At 37.8% G+C, this 15,159-nt stretch carries 12 protein-coding genes; 2 read left to right on the top strand and 10 right to left on the bottom strand.

The features are described from left to right. Nucleotides 1-34: 34 nt before the first annotated feature. The 7 genes from B5488_RS17420 to pabB form a co-directional block, all read right to left on the bottom strand. The gene (locus B5488_RS17420; RefSeq protein ID WP_079736415.1) at nt 35-1,624 is read right to left on the bottom strand and encodes a solute:sodium symporter family transporter; all 1,590 of its coding nucleotides are present in this window, start codon (nt 1,622-1,624) and stop codon (nt 35-37) included. 70 nt (nt 1,625-1,694) lie between these two features. After that, complete coding sequence (locus B5488_RS17415) at nt 1,695-2,690, bottom strand: aldose epimerase family protein (protein ID WP_079736665.1); 996 nt, start codon at nt 2,688-2,690, stop codon at nt 1,695-1,697. 10 nt (nt 2,691-2,700) lie between these two features. Beyond that, nucleotides 2,701-4,521, bottom strand: a complete 1,821-nt coding sequence (locus B5488_RS17410; protein ID WP_079736414.1) for a DUF885 domain-containing protein — start codon at nt 4,519-4,521, stop codon at nt 2,701-2,703. Between the two features lie 3 nt (nt 4,522-4,524). Continuing rightward, on the bottom strand, nt 4,525-6,372 hold the full coding sequence (locus tag B5488_RS17405; RefSeq protein WP_079736413.1) for a CocE/NonD family hydrolase: 1,848 nt from the start codon (nt 6,370-6,372) through the stop codon (nt 4,525-4,527). A gap of 150 nt (nt 6,373-6,522) precedes the next feature. Continuing rightward, entirely contained in the window at nt 6,523-8,541 is a 2,019-nt protein-coding gene (locus B5488_RS17400; protein WP_079736412.1) for a protein-disulfide reductase DsbD family protein, read from the bottom strand. Beyond that, nucleotides 8,538-9,848, bottom strand: coding sequence for a tRNA lysidine(34) synthetase TilS (tilS, locus tag B5488_RS17395; RefSeq protein ID WP_079736411.1), 1,311 nt, complete (start codon nt 9,846-9,848; stop codon nt 8,538-8,540). Before tilS ends, B5488_RS17400 begins: the two co-directional genes overlap by 4 nt. 71 nt (nt 9,849-9,919) lie before the next feature. Next, entirely contained in the window at nt 9,920-11,230 is a 1,311-nt protein-coding gene (pabB, locus tag B5488_RS17390; RefSeq protein WP_079736410.1) for an aminodeoxychorismate synthase component I, read from the bottom strand. 214 nt (nt 11,231-11,444) lie between these two features. Between pabB and B5488_RS17385 the strand changes: the two genes are divergently transcribed. Continuing rightward, nucleotides 11,445-12,401 (top strand): sterol desaturase family protein, encoded by a 957-nt coding sequence (locus B5488_RS17385; RefSeq protein WP_079736409.1) that lies wholly within the window; start codon nt 11,445-11,447, stop codon nt 12,399-12,401. Here B5488_RS17385 and B5488_RS17380 read toward each other — a convergent pair. The 3 genes from B5488_RS17380 to B5488_RS17370 are packed head-to-tail and all read right to left on the bottom strand — an operon-like array spanning nt 12,398 to nt 13,555. Beyond that, nucleotides 12,398-12,946 carry an NADPH-dependent FMN reductase gene (locus tag B5488_RS17380; RefSeq protein ID WP_079736408.1) on the bottom strand — a complete coding sequence of 183 codons (549 nt, stop codon included), beginning with the start codon at nt 12,944-12,946 and terminating at the stop codon, nt 12,398-12,400. The genes B5488_RS17385 and B5488_RS17380 overlap by 4 nt on opposite strands. Continuing rightward, nucleotides 12,912-13,325: a hypothetical protein gene (locus B5488_RS17375; RefSeq protein WP_079736407.1), complete on the bottom strand. Its 414-nt coding sequence runs from the start codon at nt 13,323-13,325 to the stop codon at nt 12,912-12,914. The genes B5488_RS17380 and B5488_RS17375 overlap by 35 nt, the downstream gene beginning before the upstream one ends. Beyond that, on the bottom strand, nt 13,316-13,555 hold the full coding sequence (locus B5488_RS17370; RefSeq protein ID WP_079736406.1) for a hypothetical protein: 240 nt from the start codon (nt 13,553-13,555) through the stop codon (nt 13,316-13,318). The genes B5488_RS17375 and B5488_RS17370 overlap by 10 nt, the downstream gene beginning before the upstream one ends. 250 nt (nt 13,556-13,805) lie before the next feature. On the opposite strand from B5488_RS17370, the gene B5488_RS17365 reads away from it, so the two are divergent. Next, nucleotides 13,806-15,155, top strand: coding sequence for a DEAD/DEAH box helicase (locus tag B5488_RS17365; RefSeq protein WP_079736405.1), 1,350 nt, complete (start codon nt 13,806-13,808; stop codon nt 15,153-15,155). Nucleotides 15,156-15,159: the final 4 nt, after the last annotated feature.

The following is a 15,159-nucleotide window of genomic DNA, read 5'->3' as shown; positions in this document are numbered from 1 at the left end:
AAACTAAGATATAAAAATGTTTACGGACCTAAATTTACTGGGCAAAATAAGCATAGATAAATACCACAAGCACCACAATTCCCAGGCCAACCGGTTTTACCACCTTCCACGGCTGAATATCTACCTGCCTGGTGTAATCTAAAATAAAAGGCTCAATTCTTGGCTTCCATTTCCCGATTATGAACATAATAAGAACATTTAGCACGAATAAAATAGCCATTACGTGAAGATAATGTGGTAAGGCATCCTCGCCAACCACAAAATACTTCAACCCTAAATAAATTAAGTAGAAACCAACACCACTAAAGATTGCCACTTTTGCAGCAATGGCCGGAATTCTTTTAGTTAGGTAACCTACAATTACAATAGTTAAAATAGGAATACTGTAACTCCCGTTTACCTCCTGCAAATAGCCGAAAAGACCTTGTGGAGCGTTAGCAATAAAAGGCGCTATTAGCATAGCACCAATTGCCAGAAATATTCCGAAGCGTTTTCCCTGTTTCACCACTTTAGCTTCACTGGCTTCCTGGTTAAAATACTGCTTGTAGATATCTATCCCAAAAAGGGTGACCGAACTATTTAATGCTGAATTGAAAGAGCTTAAAATTGCACCAAAAAGTACAGCTGCAAAAAATCCTGTAAGCACCGGCGGAAGTACCGCATTTACCAATGCAGGATACGCCTGATCGGCATTATCTAAATCTCCCTGAAACATATGCCAGGCAATAATACCGGGGAGAACCACAATAATTGGTCCCAGGATTTTAATAAAAGCAGCCAGCATTAAACCTTTTTGACCTTCGCGAAGGTTTTTCGCTGCTAAAGCTCTTTGAATAATCGCCTGGTTGGTTCCCCAGTAAAATAATTGAACCAGCATCATCCCGGTAAATATGGTTGAAAAAGGTACCGAAGCATCAGGCCCTCCAATCGAGTTAAACTTTTCGGGGTTGGAATCTACTAAAACTTCCAGACCATTAATAATTCCGCCATCTCCAATAGCCATAAGCCCAAAAATGGGAATTAATAGACCCCCAACAAGTAAACCTACAGCATTAATAGTATCTGAAACGGCAACAGCTTTTAAGCCACCAAAAATTGCGTAAATAGATCCTATAATTCCAATGCCCCAAACTGTAAGCCATAGCGCTGTATTTGCACTAACTCCCAACATTTCAGGAATTCCGAACATTGTACTAATCGCTAATGCACCAGAATACAAAACAATAGGCAGGAAAATAATCATATATCCCGAAAGGAATAGCGCAGAAACCAGGGTTTTGGTTCCTTTATCAAATCGTTTTTCAAGAAATTGCGGGACCGTGGTTAGACCGCCTTTTAAATACCGTGGTAATAAAAATAATGCGGTTATTACTATAGCGATAGCTGCAAGGGTTTCCCACGCCATTACTAAAATTCCTTCACTAAAAGCCTGACCATTAAGGCCTACAATTTGCTCTGTAGATAGATTTGTGAGTAAAACTGAACCTGCAATAACTCCAGCAGTAAGACTTCTTCCTCCAAGGAAATACCCATCACTTGTACTTTCATCAGTTTTTCTTGTAGCTAAATAGGCAATTATTGCGACTAAAAGAGTAAAACCAACGAACGATAAAATTCCAACCATAGCTTATTTAAAAATTTTGTTAAATATAAAATTTTATAATAGAGTTAATCCTATTTCGGCCTTAAACTTCTTATTGACCGCCAACCGAAAATTTATAGGCAATCCAATTGTAGTATTGTTCTCCCGGTTTTAAAACCGCTTCGGGAAAGTTTCTGAAATTAGGTGCATCAGGGAAATTTTGTGCCTCTAAACATAGCGAAGGATATTCTTCTGCAATTTCGGTATGGTAATTCAAGTCGTCGGGCAGATTTTCAGGAGCATAAGCAACCAGGGCTTTTTGATTGGTTTTCACCTCCATTTTTATGCCTGTTAAAGGAGCAAAAAGTCTTGCTGCAGCTTCTTCTTTATCAGATTTTAAAACGTAGGTGTCATCCAGACTTCGGTTTCCTATTAATTTACCTTCGATAAAATTTTTAGGATGCTTTTTAAGCTTGGTTAAGTTGCCAGTAGGTAATAAATTCTTATTTACTTCAAGGATCTTTTCAGCTTTAATCTTTAAAAAATGATCACTTATACTCCCGGCGCCATTTAGATTAAAATAAGTATGATTGGTAAGATTAATCACTGTTTTTTTATCGGTTTTGGCCGAATATTCTATAAGTAATTCATCATTTTCGGTAAGGGTATACTTAACCTCAACCTGTAAATTTCCGGGATAATATTCTTCACCATCCTGGCTAAAATAACTTAGTTTCACCGAAGGATTGGGCGCAGCTTCCTCTTCTTCAACTTTCCATATTTTATATTGAAACCCATTATCACCACCGTGAAGATGCACATCGTTCTTTTGAAATAACTTATAAGTAGTATTATCCAGTTGAAATTCTCCATTGGAAATTCTGCCGGCATACCGCCCTACTGAAGCTCCAAAACATTTGTTATGCTCTTTGTAAACTGAAGTAATAAATTCTTCAGCCCGAGGGCTAACCACTACATTCACTTTATTCCCAGCCTTGTCTTTTATTTTTAGGCTTAGCACAGCAGCGCCATAATTAAGAACCTGGAGTTCGCTTCCCTGATTATTAACAAGATTTACTGTCTTTAGATCTTCTTTTAAAGTTTTCAAATTCAATTTTTTAGTTGGTTTTACCGGAAATCCAGTCATCTACTTTTTCTTCGAGAATGTTTAAAGGTAAAGCTCCGTCTAATAGAATCACCTCGTGGAATTCCCTTATATCAAAATCTTCACCCAATTTCTCTTCTGCTTCTCCTCTTAATTCAAGTATTTTGTTCATTCCAATTTTATAAGCCGTAGCCTGGCCGGGCATAACAATATGCCGTTCTACCATTTTCACACAATCACTTTCAGCATTTGGAGTATTTTGCTTATAGTATTCTATACCTTCCTGGCGGGTCCATTTTTTAGCGTGAATTCCCGTGTCCACCACGAGCCTGCAGGAACGCCAAAGTTCCATCGCCAACCTACCAAAATCGGAATAAGGATCTTTATAATAGCCTATTTCCTTTGGCAGAAATTCGCTATAAAGCCCCCAGCCTTCTACATAAGCGGTATAAAAACTAAACTTTCTAAACTGCGGAATATCCTCCAATTCCTGAGCTATGGCAATTTGCATATGATGCCCTGGGATACCCTCATGATATGCCAAAGCTTCCATTTGGTAAGTAGGCATAGCCGCCATATCATATAGATTAGCATAATAAGTTCCCGGCCTTGAACCATCTTTTGCGGGTTGCTGATAGAATGCTTTTCCGGCGCTTTTCTCTCTAAAAGGTTCAACCGCTTTCACCACTAATGCTGCTTCAGGTTTAGTTATAAAGAGTTCATCTAAGTTAGCCTTCATTGTATTTATAATATCGGTAGCTTCAGCAAGATATTTTTGTCTGCCTATAGAATCGCTGGCGTAATAAAATTGCTCATCTGTACGCATAAATTCAAAGAAATCCTGCAGTGTTCCTTCAAAGCCAACATCTTCCTTAATTGTTTCCATTTCACCATGAATACGCGCTACCTCATCGAGACCAATTTGATGAATCTCCTGGGCTGAAAGGTTAGTTGTAGTTGTTCTTTTTAGGGCGCTGGCATAAAATTCATCTCCTTTTGGAAACTTCCAGGCACCGGCGTCATTATTTGCACGTTTCTGCTGAGTTTCAAGAAAAGAAATTAAATTTTCGTAAGCAGGCTTCACTTCTTTAACCAGGACATTTTCAGCATTGAAAATGAGTTCTTTTTCTTGCTCTTTTGAAATCTCCAGGTCGGCTATTTTAGATTTAAAATCGCTTAGTAACGCACTGTTTTCTAAAGATTTCCCAAAGGGCTTGCCTTTAATCACATTTCTACTGGATTCCAAAACTCTGTCAAAAACAAAAACCGGTGGGACAATCCCATTTTGTTCCCTGATTTTTAGATTTCCGATAACCTCTTCCATCACCTTTGGAATACCTTTCAGCCTGGCAATATAAGCTTCGGCGTCGCTTACCGAATCTATTCGGTGCATATTGATTAAAAAAGCAGGCAGCTCGGCGTGGTAACCAAACATTTGGTTTACCGGGTAATTATAAAACCGGTAATCATAATCGGCTAATTCATTTTCTAACTTCTGCCGGTATAAATCGTAGCTTAAACGTGTTTGTTCATTTAGAGCAGAAACATCTACCTTTTTTAGATATTCCAACCGGTTTTTTGCTTTCTTACGATCTTCGGCATATTTAAGGTGTGAAAAATCGTCCCACTTACCGTAATTGGTTTTTTGCCCCAATTGGGTTTGCATCATTGGCGATTCTTCAAGATCTTTTTGAAATTCTTCTTCAAAATATTCGTTCAATGCTGCGGAATGTTCTGCGATTTCTTCTTTGGAATAATTCTCTTCCTTTTGATCACAGGAAATGACCATAAAAAGCAGACTGATAAAAAAAAATTTATGAATAAATCTAATCATGGGCTATTCTTTTAATACTGAAAATTCTATTGCAGAATCTCCAAAAACGGTATGGGTTTGCTTCTGAAAATCTTCTTCTTCCGCTTCAAAAATATTGGGAACAAAAGTTTGCGGATTCCTATCTATAAGCGGGAACCAGGTACTTTGCACCTGAATTTGCAATTTGTGCCCTTTTTTAAATGTATGGTTAATATCCTGAAGCGTAATATTTACCGAAGTTTTCTTATTAGGTTCAAACGGCTCGGGGTTTTCAAAGCTGTTTCTAAACCGGCCACGCATCACCTCGCTACGCACCATCATATGGTAGTTATCCATATCAAGATGTTCCATGGTTTCTTCGTAATCCTCGGCATCAGGTGGGTAAACATCTATTACTTTTACCACCCAATCTGCCGAAGTTCCTGTTGTAGCAACGTTTAAACGTGCCAAAATTTCACCGGTAAGTTTCATATCTTCTTCCAGTACTTCGGTTTCAAAAACCAAAACATCTGGTCTCCTGGCGCCAAAACGCTGGTCGCCCGTCATATATTCTCTTGGAGTGAAAACCGCCTTAATTTCATCGTTATAAGAAACCGGTTTTTCGGGATCGCTTACAAAACTTTCTTCATTATTGGTAGCTTCAGCGGTTAATTCCTGATCATCCCCAAGGTAAAAAACCTTCTCTTCGGTATTTTTTGGAGGCCAGGCTTCGTAAGAATTCCATTTTCTAGCTCCGGTATCATACACATAAGCTTCAGCAAGATCTACATTGCCATCGCCGTCTCCTTTTAGAAAATGATTAAAGAATTTGGTTTCTATATTTCGCTGATAATCTTCAGAAAGATTATCCCCAAAATATACATTTCCTACCGCCTGTCTTTCGGTTTGTCTCGCCCAATCACCGTGACTCCAGGGACCAAAAACCATAATGTTATAATTATCACTGGTTTCTTCAATTTTCTTGTAAGTATTGAAGGGTCCGTAAAGATCTTCCGCATCGAACAATCCGCCTACAACCATTACCGCAGGTTTAATATCTTCTAAATGCTGAATAATCCCGCGACTTTTCCAGAATTCATCATAATTGGGATGTTCCTTTAGTTGTTGCCAAAATACATTGTCTTCGCCATAATATTCATCTAGATTACTTAACGGACCAACATCTAAGAAGAATTGATACTGGTCTTGTGTGCCTAAATCTGGCAAATCGTACCAGCTCTCTGTGGTTGGGCCGGTTTTGTCATATCCGAAAAGCGCTGTTACTCTCCAGTAGCTCAATAAATATGCGCCATTATGATGAAAATCATCAAAAAAGAAATCTCCAATTCCTGCCTGTGGCGAAGAAGCTTTTAAGGCCGGATGCGCATCTACTAAAGAAGCAACTGCATAATGGCCAGGATAAGAAATTCCCCAGGTGCCTACTCTTCCATTATTATTATCTACATTTTCAATAAGCCATTCAATGGTATCATAAGTGTCGCTGGATTCATCAAATTCATCTCCCGATTTATTCGGGATTATCGCTCGCATATTATCGTATTTCCCTTCACTCATCCAACGGCCACGCACATCCTGGTAAACAACTATATTCCCTTCTTTCATCAAATACTCGTTAGGGCTAATAAGGGATCGAAACTGGTCTTCCCCATACGGCCTGGAACTATAGGGCGTGCGTTGCATTAAAATAGGGTATTCTTTAGAAGTATCTTTCGGGGAATAGATTGTAGTGTGCAGCAAAGTCCCGTCTCGCATTGGGATATCTACTTCTGTTTTATTGTAATGTTCTTTGACATCATATTCTTCCTGCGCAATAATTTGAACAGGTAAAAAACTTAAAAACAAAAGGATAAGACTAAACCGGAATAATTTCATAGGTATGAGATATTTTAAGCCCCTAAGATAGAAATTACCCCGATAAACCTAAAGGAATTTTACTCGATAATCTAGATTTTAAAACTCTAAGACATAACTCTTAATTCAAAATTACTCCCGCTCTAAATTCCTGGCGAACTCTAAGGTAGTTCACTTTTTCGCTGTCTCTTGAAATTTAGCAAGTCCTTCGTTAAGCCAGCTTAGATATTCAGCCTCGTTTGGCGTGTAACCAACCGGTTCGTTTAGGAGGTTTACATCATTATCCAGCAACACGTAAAACGGTTGGGAATTATTCTGAAAATTAAGGGTTTGGAAGGTTGCCCATTTATCGCCAATGGTTTCAATAGGTTTTATTCCGCCTTTTGGTTTTAGATAATTAAACTGTGCTTCTTCCGGGAGTTCCTTTCTATCGTCTACATACAGGGAAATGAGAATATATTCTTCATTTAAAACATCAAAAACTTCGGGATTACTCCAAACCTGTTCTTCCATTTTTCGGCAATTAACGCAAGCCCAACCTGTAAAATCAAGGATTATAGGTTTATTTTGTTCCCGCGCGGCTTCCAGGCCTTTATCCCAATCTTTATAAGCTTCTAAACCTAAAGGAGCTTCGGTACCTTTATCATAGATACTATAAAATAATGGTGGTGGAAATCCGCTAAGTAGTTTAAGATTCGCTGTAGACGTATTGGTTAAACCGGGAATTAAATAAAGTACAAAAAAGAAGGTAATTACCCCTACACCAAACCTGGCTTTACTAATTTTCTTTTTAGGCCCATCGTGCGGAAAACGAATAAGTCCGAATAAATAAGCCATAAGTCCCAAACCAACCAGGATCCAGATTCCGAGGAAAATTTCGCGTTTTAAAATTCCCCAGTGCTGTACAAGATCGGCATTAGAAAGAAATTTAAAAGCCAGGCCTAATTCTATAAACCCTAAAGTTACTTTCACTGTATTAAGCCAACCACCGCTCTTTGGCAACGAATTAAGCCAATTAGGAAATAAGGCGAAAAGTGCGAAAGGAAGCGCGAGGGCAAGACCAAAACCGGCCATTCCCATAGAAAGTTGCATAGCACCACCATCGCTGGTAAGCGACCCGCCAAGTAGCGAACCTAAAATTGGCCCGGTGCAGGAAAAAGAAACCAAAGCTAAAGTAAGCGCCATAAAAAAGATGCCTACAAAACCGCCTACGCTAGAAGCTTTATCATCCATTTTATTGCTCCAGGAACTCGGCAAAGTAATCTCGTAATAGCCAAAAAAGGAGAAGGCGAAAATGATAAAAATGATAAAGAAAATAATATTCAGCGTAACATTGGTGGAGATATTATTGAGAATTTCAGGATTTACACTATCTAGTAAATGAAAAGGCAAACTAAGTAAAAGATAGATCACAAAAATAAAGAAACCATACAGAATTGCGTTTACCAGCCCTTTTTGCCGGTTTTTAGCGCCTTTTGTAAAAAAGGAAACTGTTAGCGGAATCATTGGAAATACACAAGGTGTAAGCAAGGCGATTAAACCTCCCACAAAACCAAGTAGAAAAATACTCAGGAAGTTGTTGCCTTCCTCCTTTTCAGGCGCAAATTTTTCCATTCCAGAAACTTCGATATTTAAAGCTTCAGTAAGTTCTTTATCTTTTTCTGAAATTTCCAGATCGGTAAAACCTTCGGTTACTTCATTTTCTTCAAGTGAGATTGTAAAGCGTTCGGTTTCCGGAGGCAGACACTTTTCATCATCACAAACCGAAAAATATATTTCGGCAATAATTTGGGGCTTGGATTCAGCAAGTACTTTTATTTTCTGGGTAAAAACCGCTTCGTCTTCAAAATAGGTGATATCGGCTTCAAAAACCTGATCGTAAATGGGTTCTATATCTGGCTCTGTAGTTTCCCCAATAAGCTCAAAATTTTCTTCAGCATTATTATAAGAGAACGTTGTGGCGATTGGCGCGATATCAATATCAGCCTCTTTTTGCGAATATAAATGCCAGCCTTCTTCAAGGTTTGCAGTAAAAACCAGGGTAAAAATACTGTCGTTTTCCTTTTCTACGGAAGCCTCCCAGCTTATAGGATCGGACATTTGGGAATCTTCGCTCCCATCGTTAAAATATTGTGCCTGTAATTGAAGTAAAGGGATTACGAATAAAAGCAGACTCGCCAGGTATTTCATAAACTGAAGGTAATTTTTATAATTTTTTGACCGGGAGATGTAATTGAAAATCGCCTATCGGCGCGCTGATTAATCACCCAAACAATTTTATCTCCGGAACACAGCAACCAGCTGTTTTCTTTCTCGGGCAAAGATAATTTTTTGTCTTTAAAGAAGTCGCTTAACTTCTTCTTTCCTTTCATCCCAAATGGATAAAACAAATCGCCCTCCTGCCGTTTTCTGACTGTGAGCGGATAATCAAGTTTTTGAGGATCTACATAAATACAATTTGGAGTTTTTTCCTTGATTTCTTTAACTTCAGAAAAGGAAAAAGTTCCCATTGGCAGCATTGCAAAGTCTTCATCTTTCGCGATTTTATATGTTTTATTTTCAGTTCTATCAATTTCGGTAAGCAGCAAATGCTCACGATCTTTTATTAATCTATGCGATGCTGAAAAAACCATTTTTCCGGGCTGGGCGTCCATTAAATTATAGACATCGTTCCATTCGGTAAAGCCGAAAGATTTAAGCAATTGGTATAAAATGGCTGAAGTATTCGGTACTTTTTTAAGATAATTTATATCCAGGCTGTAACCGTATTTTGTTTTACCTATAATTTTCGGGTAGAGCAAACTCATATAATCCTCTACCAATTCCTCATTTTCTTTTAAATGAGATTGAGTTTTTAAAAAAGTTTCCAAAAACTGTGGATTCAGGTCTTCCAAAATCGGAACAAGCTCGTGCCTAATTTTATTCCGAAGATATTTTGTAGACGCATTCGTGCTATCTTCCCGCCACGAAATATTATTTTCTTCGGCAAAAGCTGCGATTTCCTTTCGGGAGAAATTCAATAAAGGCCTTATTATTTTGTTGCTATCAGAATTAATGCCACTTAAACCTTCCAAACCGGCACCACGCAATAGGTTAATAAAAAAAGTTTCCAGGCTATCGTTGGCGTGGTGCGCGGTTAAGGTATAATCAAATTGATGTTTAAGGCGTAATTCCTCAAACCATTCGTACCGAAGATCACGTGCCGCCATTTGAATAGATAGACCATTGTCTTTAGCGTATTGCTCGGTATCAAAATTCTCTACAAAAAGCTTCACTTTTAGCTTTTTTGCCAGATCGGTCACGAAATCTTCATCGGCATCACTTTCTTCATCCCTCAGATTAAAATTGCAATGTGCCAGGGCGAAATCAAGCTTAGCTGTTTTACACAAATGAGCAAGCACCACGCTGTCTACCCCACCGCTTACCGCCAGTAAAAGCTTAGCGTTGCACAAATAAGGAAACTGTAACTTGATCTCGTTTTTGAAGGCTTTTTCCATAGGAAATCAAAGATACGAAAACAGTTGGCAGTGTTTCAGTTGGCAGTTTGCGAAATTTTATTCCGAAAAAATTATTTTAAAGCCTGTCGCATTGCGGCTGCTTTTAGTAGGCATTCCTCATATTCTTTCTCCGGTTTAGAACCCGCAGTAATCGCCCCTCCAACCGAAAAAGACACATATTTTTTAGCTGAATTATAAAGAATACTTCGTATTACCACGTTGAAATCAAAATCTCCGTTTGGAGTGAAATAACCTACGGCCCCACTGTAGAGTCCGCGTTTTGTTTCTTCCAGCTCTTCGATAATTTTCATTGCTGAAATTTTTGGAGCGCCCGTCATACTTCCCATAGGAAATGTTGCGCGCAAAGCTTCTACTGGCGGAATGCCATCATCAATTTCAGCAGAAATCGTAGAGATCATTTGATGCACTTGTTTAAAGGAATAAACCTTGCAAAGTTCATCTACATTTACACTAGCCTTTTTGGCAATTTTAGAAAGGTCGTTTCGCACCAGGTCTACAATCATCACGTTTTCAGATTGCTCTTTTGGGTCTTTGGAAAGCTCTTCTGCAATTTTGATATCTTCTTCTGGATTCTGCGAACGCCTGGCTGTTCCCTTTATAGGTTGGGAAATTAATTTTGAACCAGATTTCTTTAAATAGCGCTCCGGTGAAGCCGAAAGTAAATAATGTTCTTCCAGTTTGAGAAAAGTAGCAAATGGAGGACCGGAGATTTCATTAAGATCCTGGAATACTTTAAAAGGCTCCATTTCTCTATTTTCTGCAAAAAACTCCTGACAAAAATTAGCTTCATAAATATCGCCACGCTGGATGTAAGCGAGCATTTTTTCGACTTTTTGAAGATACTCTTCTTTAGAAATTCGGGATTGTATCTTCGGTTGTGAGTTCTCGGTTTTCGGTTCTCCGGTTTCAGTTATCGTCTGGCTTGTTGGGAGATTTGAAATTTTGGTAAAATCTTCTTCAATTTCATCATCTACCATTCTTAGATAATGCATTTCTAAATGGTTTCCTTTCAGCAGAAATAATTTTTGAGGCTGAAAAAAATACAAATCCGGGAAATCCAATCCGTCGTGATTTTTAGAAGAAAGCCTTTCCACATCATTTTTAAGATCGTAAGACAAATACCCAAAAATCCAGTCTTTGGTAGTTTGCTGGTATTCCTGAAGCTTCGCAAAAGCCTGGTGATAATCGGTTTTTATTGCGGTAAACGCGCCGAGGGCAAGCAAAGCGTCAAATTCGCCGTGATCCTGATGATAATTATTGCTATCCAGCCAGGCAATTTCTTCAAACTCCCGGCTCCATTGCAACAATTGTTGTTTAAATTTTAATGGTTCTTCTAAAGTGTAAGTCGATTTGGTGCGCACCTGGCTTCTAATTTGGAGCGCAAAGGTAAGAACAATTTAACGTAGCACATATTTAAAATATTTTGTAATTTTGCTGAAGGTTTAATGGAAAACAAAGCGCTGTAAAAACGGAAAGAAATTAACTAAAAAATACTTTTGAATTTGCAGGAAAAAAGTTTAATATTAATCCAAGCCTATCGAGTACAAAATATAAGATAAAGATCCAATATTACCAATGTTTACAAATTCAGAAAAACTCACTTTAGCCGATATAGAAAACCTTGATTTCACTACAGTTATTTGGATAGTAGCACCACTTATGTTTCTGTTTGTTCTAATTGAATTTTTAATTGGAAGAAAAAAATACAAAAACCTTTATTCAGGGAAAGATTTTCTAGCTTCTACAGCTATCGGGGTTGGTAATTTAATCCTGAACGGATTCATGAAAATTGGGGTCTTTATGATTTTCCTTTTCTTTTTTAATTTGGCACCCTTTAAAATACCACCTACCTGGTGGTCTTATGTTTTGTGTTTAATATTGTTAGATTTTGCCAGATACTGGTCCCATCGGTTTGCACACGAACAACGTTTTTGGTGGTCAACACATGTAGTTCATCATTCTTCAGAACATTATAATTTATCGACTTCTTTTAGATTGTCCTGGACACAGAATTTAAAAATAATTTTCTTTTTGCCGGTAGTTTTGGTAGGCTTCCATCCATTGGTATTTTTTATAGTTCACCAGCTTGCAGTACTCTACCAATTTTGGATTCATACTGAATTGATAAAAAAATTACCTCGACCAATTGAATATATTTTCACCACGCCGTCGCATCACCGGGTACACCATTCGGTAAATGAAAGATACCTCGATAAAAATTACGGTTCTACGTTTATATTTTGGGATCGCATTTTTGGAACTTTCCAGGAAGAAGATGAAAAACCCCGTTACGGTATTACCAAACCCGTAAACTCCTACAATCCATTTTTCCTTGTTTTCCACGAATGGATTGAAGTTGGAAAGGATATTGGAAAGGCAAAATCGTTAAAAGAAGCCTGGATAATTTTATTTGGAAGTCCTGTAGATAAGCATAAAGAAGATATGGGAATCACAGGAAAAACTGAAGCCGAACTGCACAATATAGGAAAGGCCAACGAAGAGTTTAGCCCTAATGTGAAGAAAGCGAATTAATCTATCTTGCCCGATTCCAATTGATGAGAAAAAGTAGTTAACACATCTTCTATTCCCATATCCAGCACTTCATTTAGCATCTTCCCGTCTTTAAAATTATCGTTGAAAGAAGGTAAACTGAAGCTTTCTATAATCTCACCGCCAAATCTTGGTAAAATTCCTTTCGTATATTCTAAAGCAGATGCGGCTCCCCGTTTGCCGGGAGAGGTACTAATCAACAATATCTTTTTATTGGCCAGGAAGTTGCGGTCTAATCGGGAAAGCCAGTCGATTATATTTTTGAAATAGGCTGATACATTGCCGTTATGTTCATTTACTGCAATTACCAAAGCATCATGCTCCTGGATTATCTTATTAATTATTTTAGCACTTACGGGAATACCTCTATCTTTTTCCCTATCGGCGCTATAAATAGGTAATTCATACTGGTTAAAATCCTGAACTTTCACTTCATGCCCCTGGATGCGATTGGCCACGTGGGTTAATAGCTGAAAATTAAGTGAAGTGCTACTATTGGAACCGGCAAAGGCGAGGATTTTTTTCATCTAATTGATTTTTACCAAAAATAGGGAAATAAATAATATTGCTTTTACTATATAAAAGAGAGGTTTTAATTAATTTTAGAAAGCTTTTTTGGGTTTTGCCGTGTATCAAAAACCGTAGCAATATCAATTCGGTTTTTAGCCTGATTAATCCAGTAAATAATTTTATAATTTTTATAGGTCTATCTAAGTTTTGTGGTTTACTTTCTAAACTTATTTCTAGCTGACCGGAAAATGGACTTTTCTCCAAACCTATTGCTCTGTCAATTATTCCATTTATAAGCTTATCCGCAATTTCTATACTCGCTCTATTAATGTAATATTCTTTAATTTGTATGAGTTTATTTTGAGTAAATTCTGTCCAATAAACACTTAATTCCATTCCCTCATTTTACGCTTCAGTTCTTTGGCTTCCATAACGCGGTCATTTTTGGAATCTTCAAGAGATTTTTCAATATCCGAATCCAGTTGTTCCTGGCTCATTGGTTCAATATTTTCTTCCGAAGATTGTTTTTCCCTTTTTAGCAACTTTTCAAATCGCGCTATAGCCTTCTCATTCTGAATTTTCAGAAACTCATCTACAAATTCTTTTTTGCGCGTTTGCAAATCCATAACAACAGGTTTTATTCAAAAATACAAAATATATTTTTAGATATTACTGAAGTAAAATTTCGCTGATACCGCTCTACGACGGGATTAGTTCATCTAACTAATTTAAATTCGACTTATTTATTCAAGATATATTGAGGAGTTGAGATCCCGCCCTGCAGCGGGATTAGTTCAACTAGCTAATTTAAAATTGCCTACAGCAATTTTAAATTAGAGTTTCACTAACTTTGCCAGTTCATAAAAACTTCATTTAGTGACTTTTCAGGATTTAAATATTACCACTCCCCTGCGCAATGCGCTGGAAGATATTGGCATTAACACGCCTACGCCCATCCAAGAGGAATCTTTTTCTACAATAATGTCTGGGAAAGATATGGTGGGAATCGCGCAAACCGGTACCGGAAAAACCTTTGCTTATATGCTTCCAATATTACGAATGCTTAAATATTCGGAACAAAAAAATCCGCGAGTATTGGTTTTAGTACCTACACGGGAACTTGTGGTGCAGGTAGCTGAAGAAATTGAAAAATTAACTGCTTATATGAATGTTCGCACTACCGGAATTTACGGCGGCGTAAATATGAACACTCAACATCAATCGCTCTTGCGGGGGCAGGATATTGTGGTAGCAACACCGGGAAGATTATACGATCTTGTGCTTAGGCGTGCGCTTCAGCTAAAATCTATTCAAAAATTAGTGATAGACGAAGTAGATGTAATGTTAGACCTGGGCTTTAAATTTCAGATCAATAATATCTTTGAACTGCTTCCGGAGAACCGTCAAAACATTATGTTTTCAGCAACTATTACCGAAAATGTTGAAAATCTAATCGAAGCTAATTTTAAAAGTCCGCAAACTATTTCTGTAGCCGCCAGCGGAACGCCACTTGATAATATTAAACAAACCGGTTATAAAATCCCGAATTTCTATACTAAAGTAAATCTGCTAAAACATATTTTAGCAGATAAAGAAACCTACTCCAAGGTTTTGATCTTTGTAGCTTATAAAAGAATGGCCGACCGACTTTACGCGGAATTAGAACAGTATTTCCGGGATGAATGCACGGTGATTCATTCCAATAAAACTCAAAATTATCGTCTGCGAAGCATCAAACAATTTGGCAGCGGATTTTGCCGAATTTTAGTAGCAACCGATGTTATGGCGCGTGGACTTGATATTGAATCGGTGAGTCATGTGATTAATTTTGATACGCCCAAATATCCTGAAAATTATATGCACCGAATTGGCCGTACCGGAAGGGCCGAAAAGGAAGGGAATTCGATATTAATGACTACGGAAGCTGAAATGGAATCGCTTGAAAAAATTGAAGCTTTGATGAAAATGGAAGTTCCGCAGGAAGAATTACCAGCGGAAATTGAAATTTCTTCAGAATTAATTCCGGAAGAGCAACCTAAGGTTTATGAAATCAATAATCCCGGGAAAAATAAAGATGAAGATGCTCCGGGACCTGCATTTCACGAGAAAAAAGAGAAAAACAGAAAAGAAAATCTTGGTGGATCTTACCGAAGGGAAATTGCCAAAAAGTATAAAAAGCCAAAAACCCGCGGTGATAAAAATGCTAACCGAAAAAGAAAAAAATAACCCA

Source organism: Salegentibacter salegens (assembly GCF_900142975.1).
In the GTDB taxonomy this organism is placed as follows: domain Bacteria; phylum Bacteroidota; class Bacteroidia; order Flavobacteriales; family Flavobacteriaceae; genus Salegentibacter; species Salegentibacter salegens.
The sequence above is the reverse complement of the archived record's forward strand: the minus strand, read 5'-3'. Positions and strand labels throughout refer to the sequence as shown.

Coding starts and splice junctions, on each gene's coding strand:
- B5488_RS17370 (WP_079736406.1), bottom strand. CDS start 13,555: ATGGATTTGCAAACGCGCAAAAAAGAATTTGTAGATGAGTTTCTGAAA.
- B5488_RS17405 (WP_079736413.1), bottom strand. CDS start 6,372: ATGAAATTATTCCGGTTTAGTCTTATCCTTTTGTTTTTAAGTTTTTTA.
- B5488_RS17385 (WP_079736409.1), top strand. CDS start 11,445: ATGTTTACAAATTCAGAAAAACTCACTTTAGCCGATATAGAAAACCTT.
- B5488_RS17375 (WP_079736407.1), bottom strand. CDS start 13,325: ATGGAATTAAGTGTTTATTGGACAGAATTTACTCAAAATAAACTCATA.
- B5488_RS17400 (WP_079736412.1), bottom strand. CDS start 8,541: ATGAAATACCTGGCGAGTCTGCTTTTATTCGTAATCCCTTTACTTCAA.
- B5488_RS17380 (WP_079736408.1), bottom strand. CDS start 12,946: ATGAAAAAAATCCTCGCCTTTGCCGGTTCCAATAGTAGCACTTCACTT.
- B5488_RS17410 (WP_079736414.1), bottom strand. CDS start 4,521: ATGATTAGATTTATTCATAAATTTTTTTTTATCAGTCTGCTTTTTATG.
- tilS (WP_079736411.1), bottom strand. CDS start 9,848: ATGGAAAAAGCCTTCAAAAACGAGATCAAGTTACAGTTTCCTTATTTG.
- B5488_RS17420 (WP_079736415.1), bottom strand. CDS start 1,624: ATGGTTGGAATTTTATCGTTCGTTGGTTTTACTCTTTTAGTCGCAATA.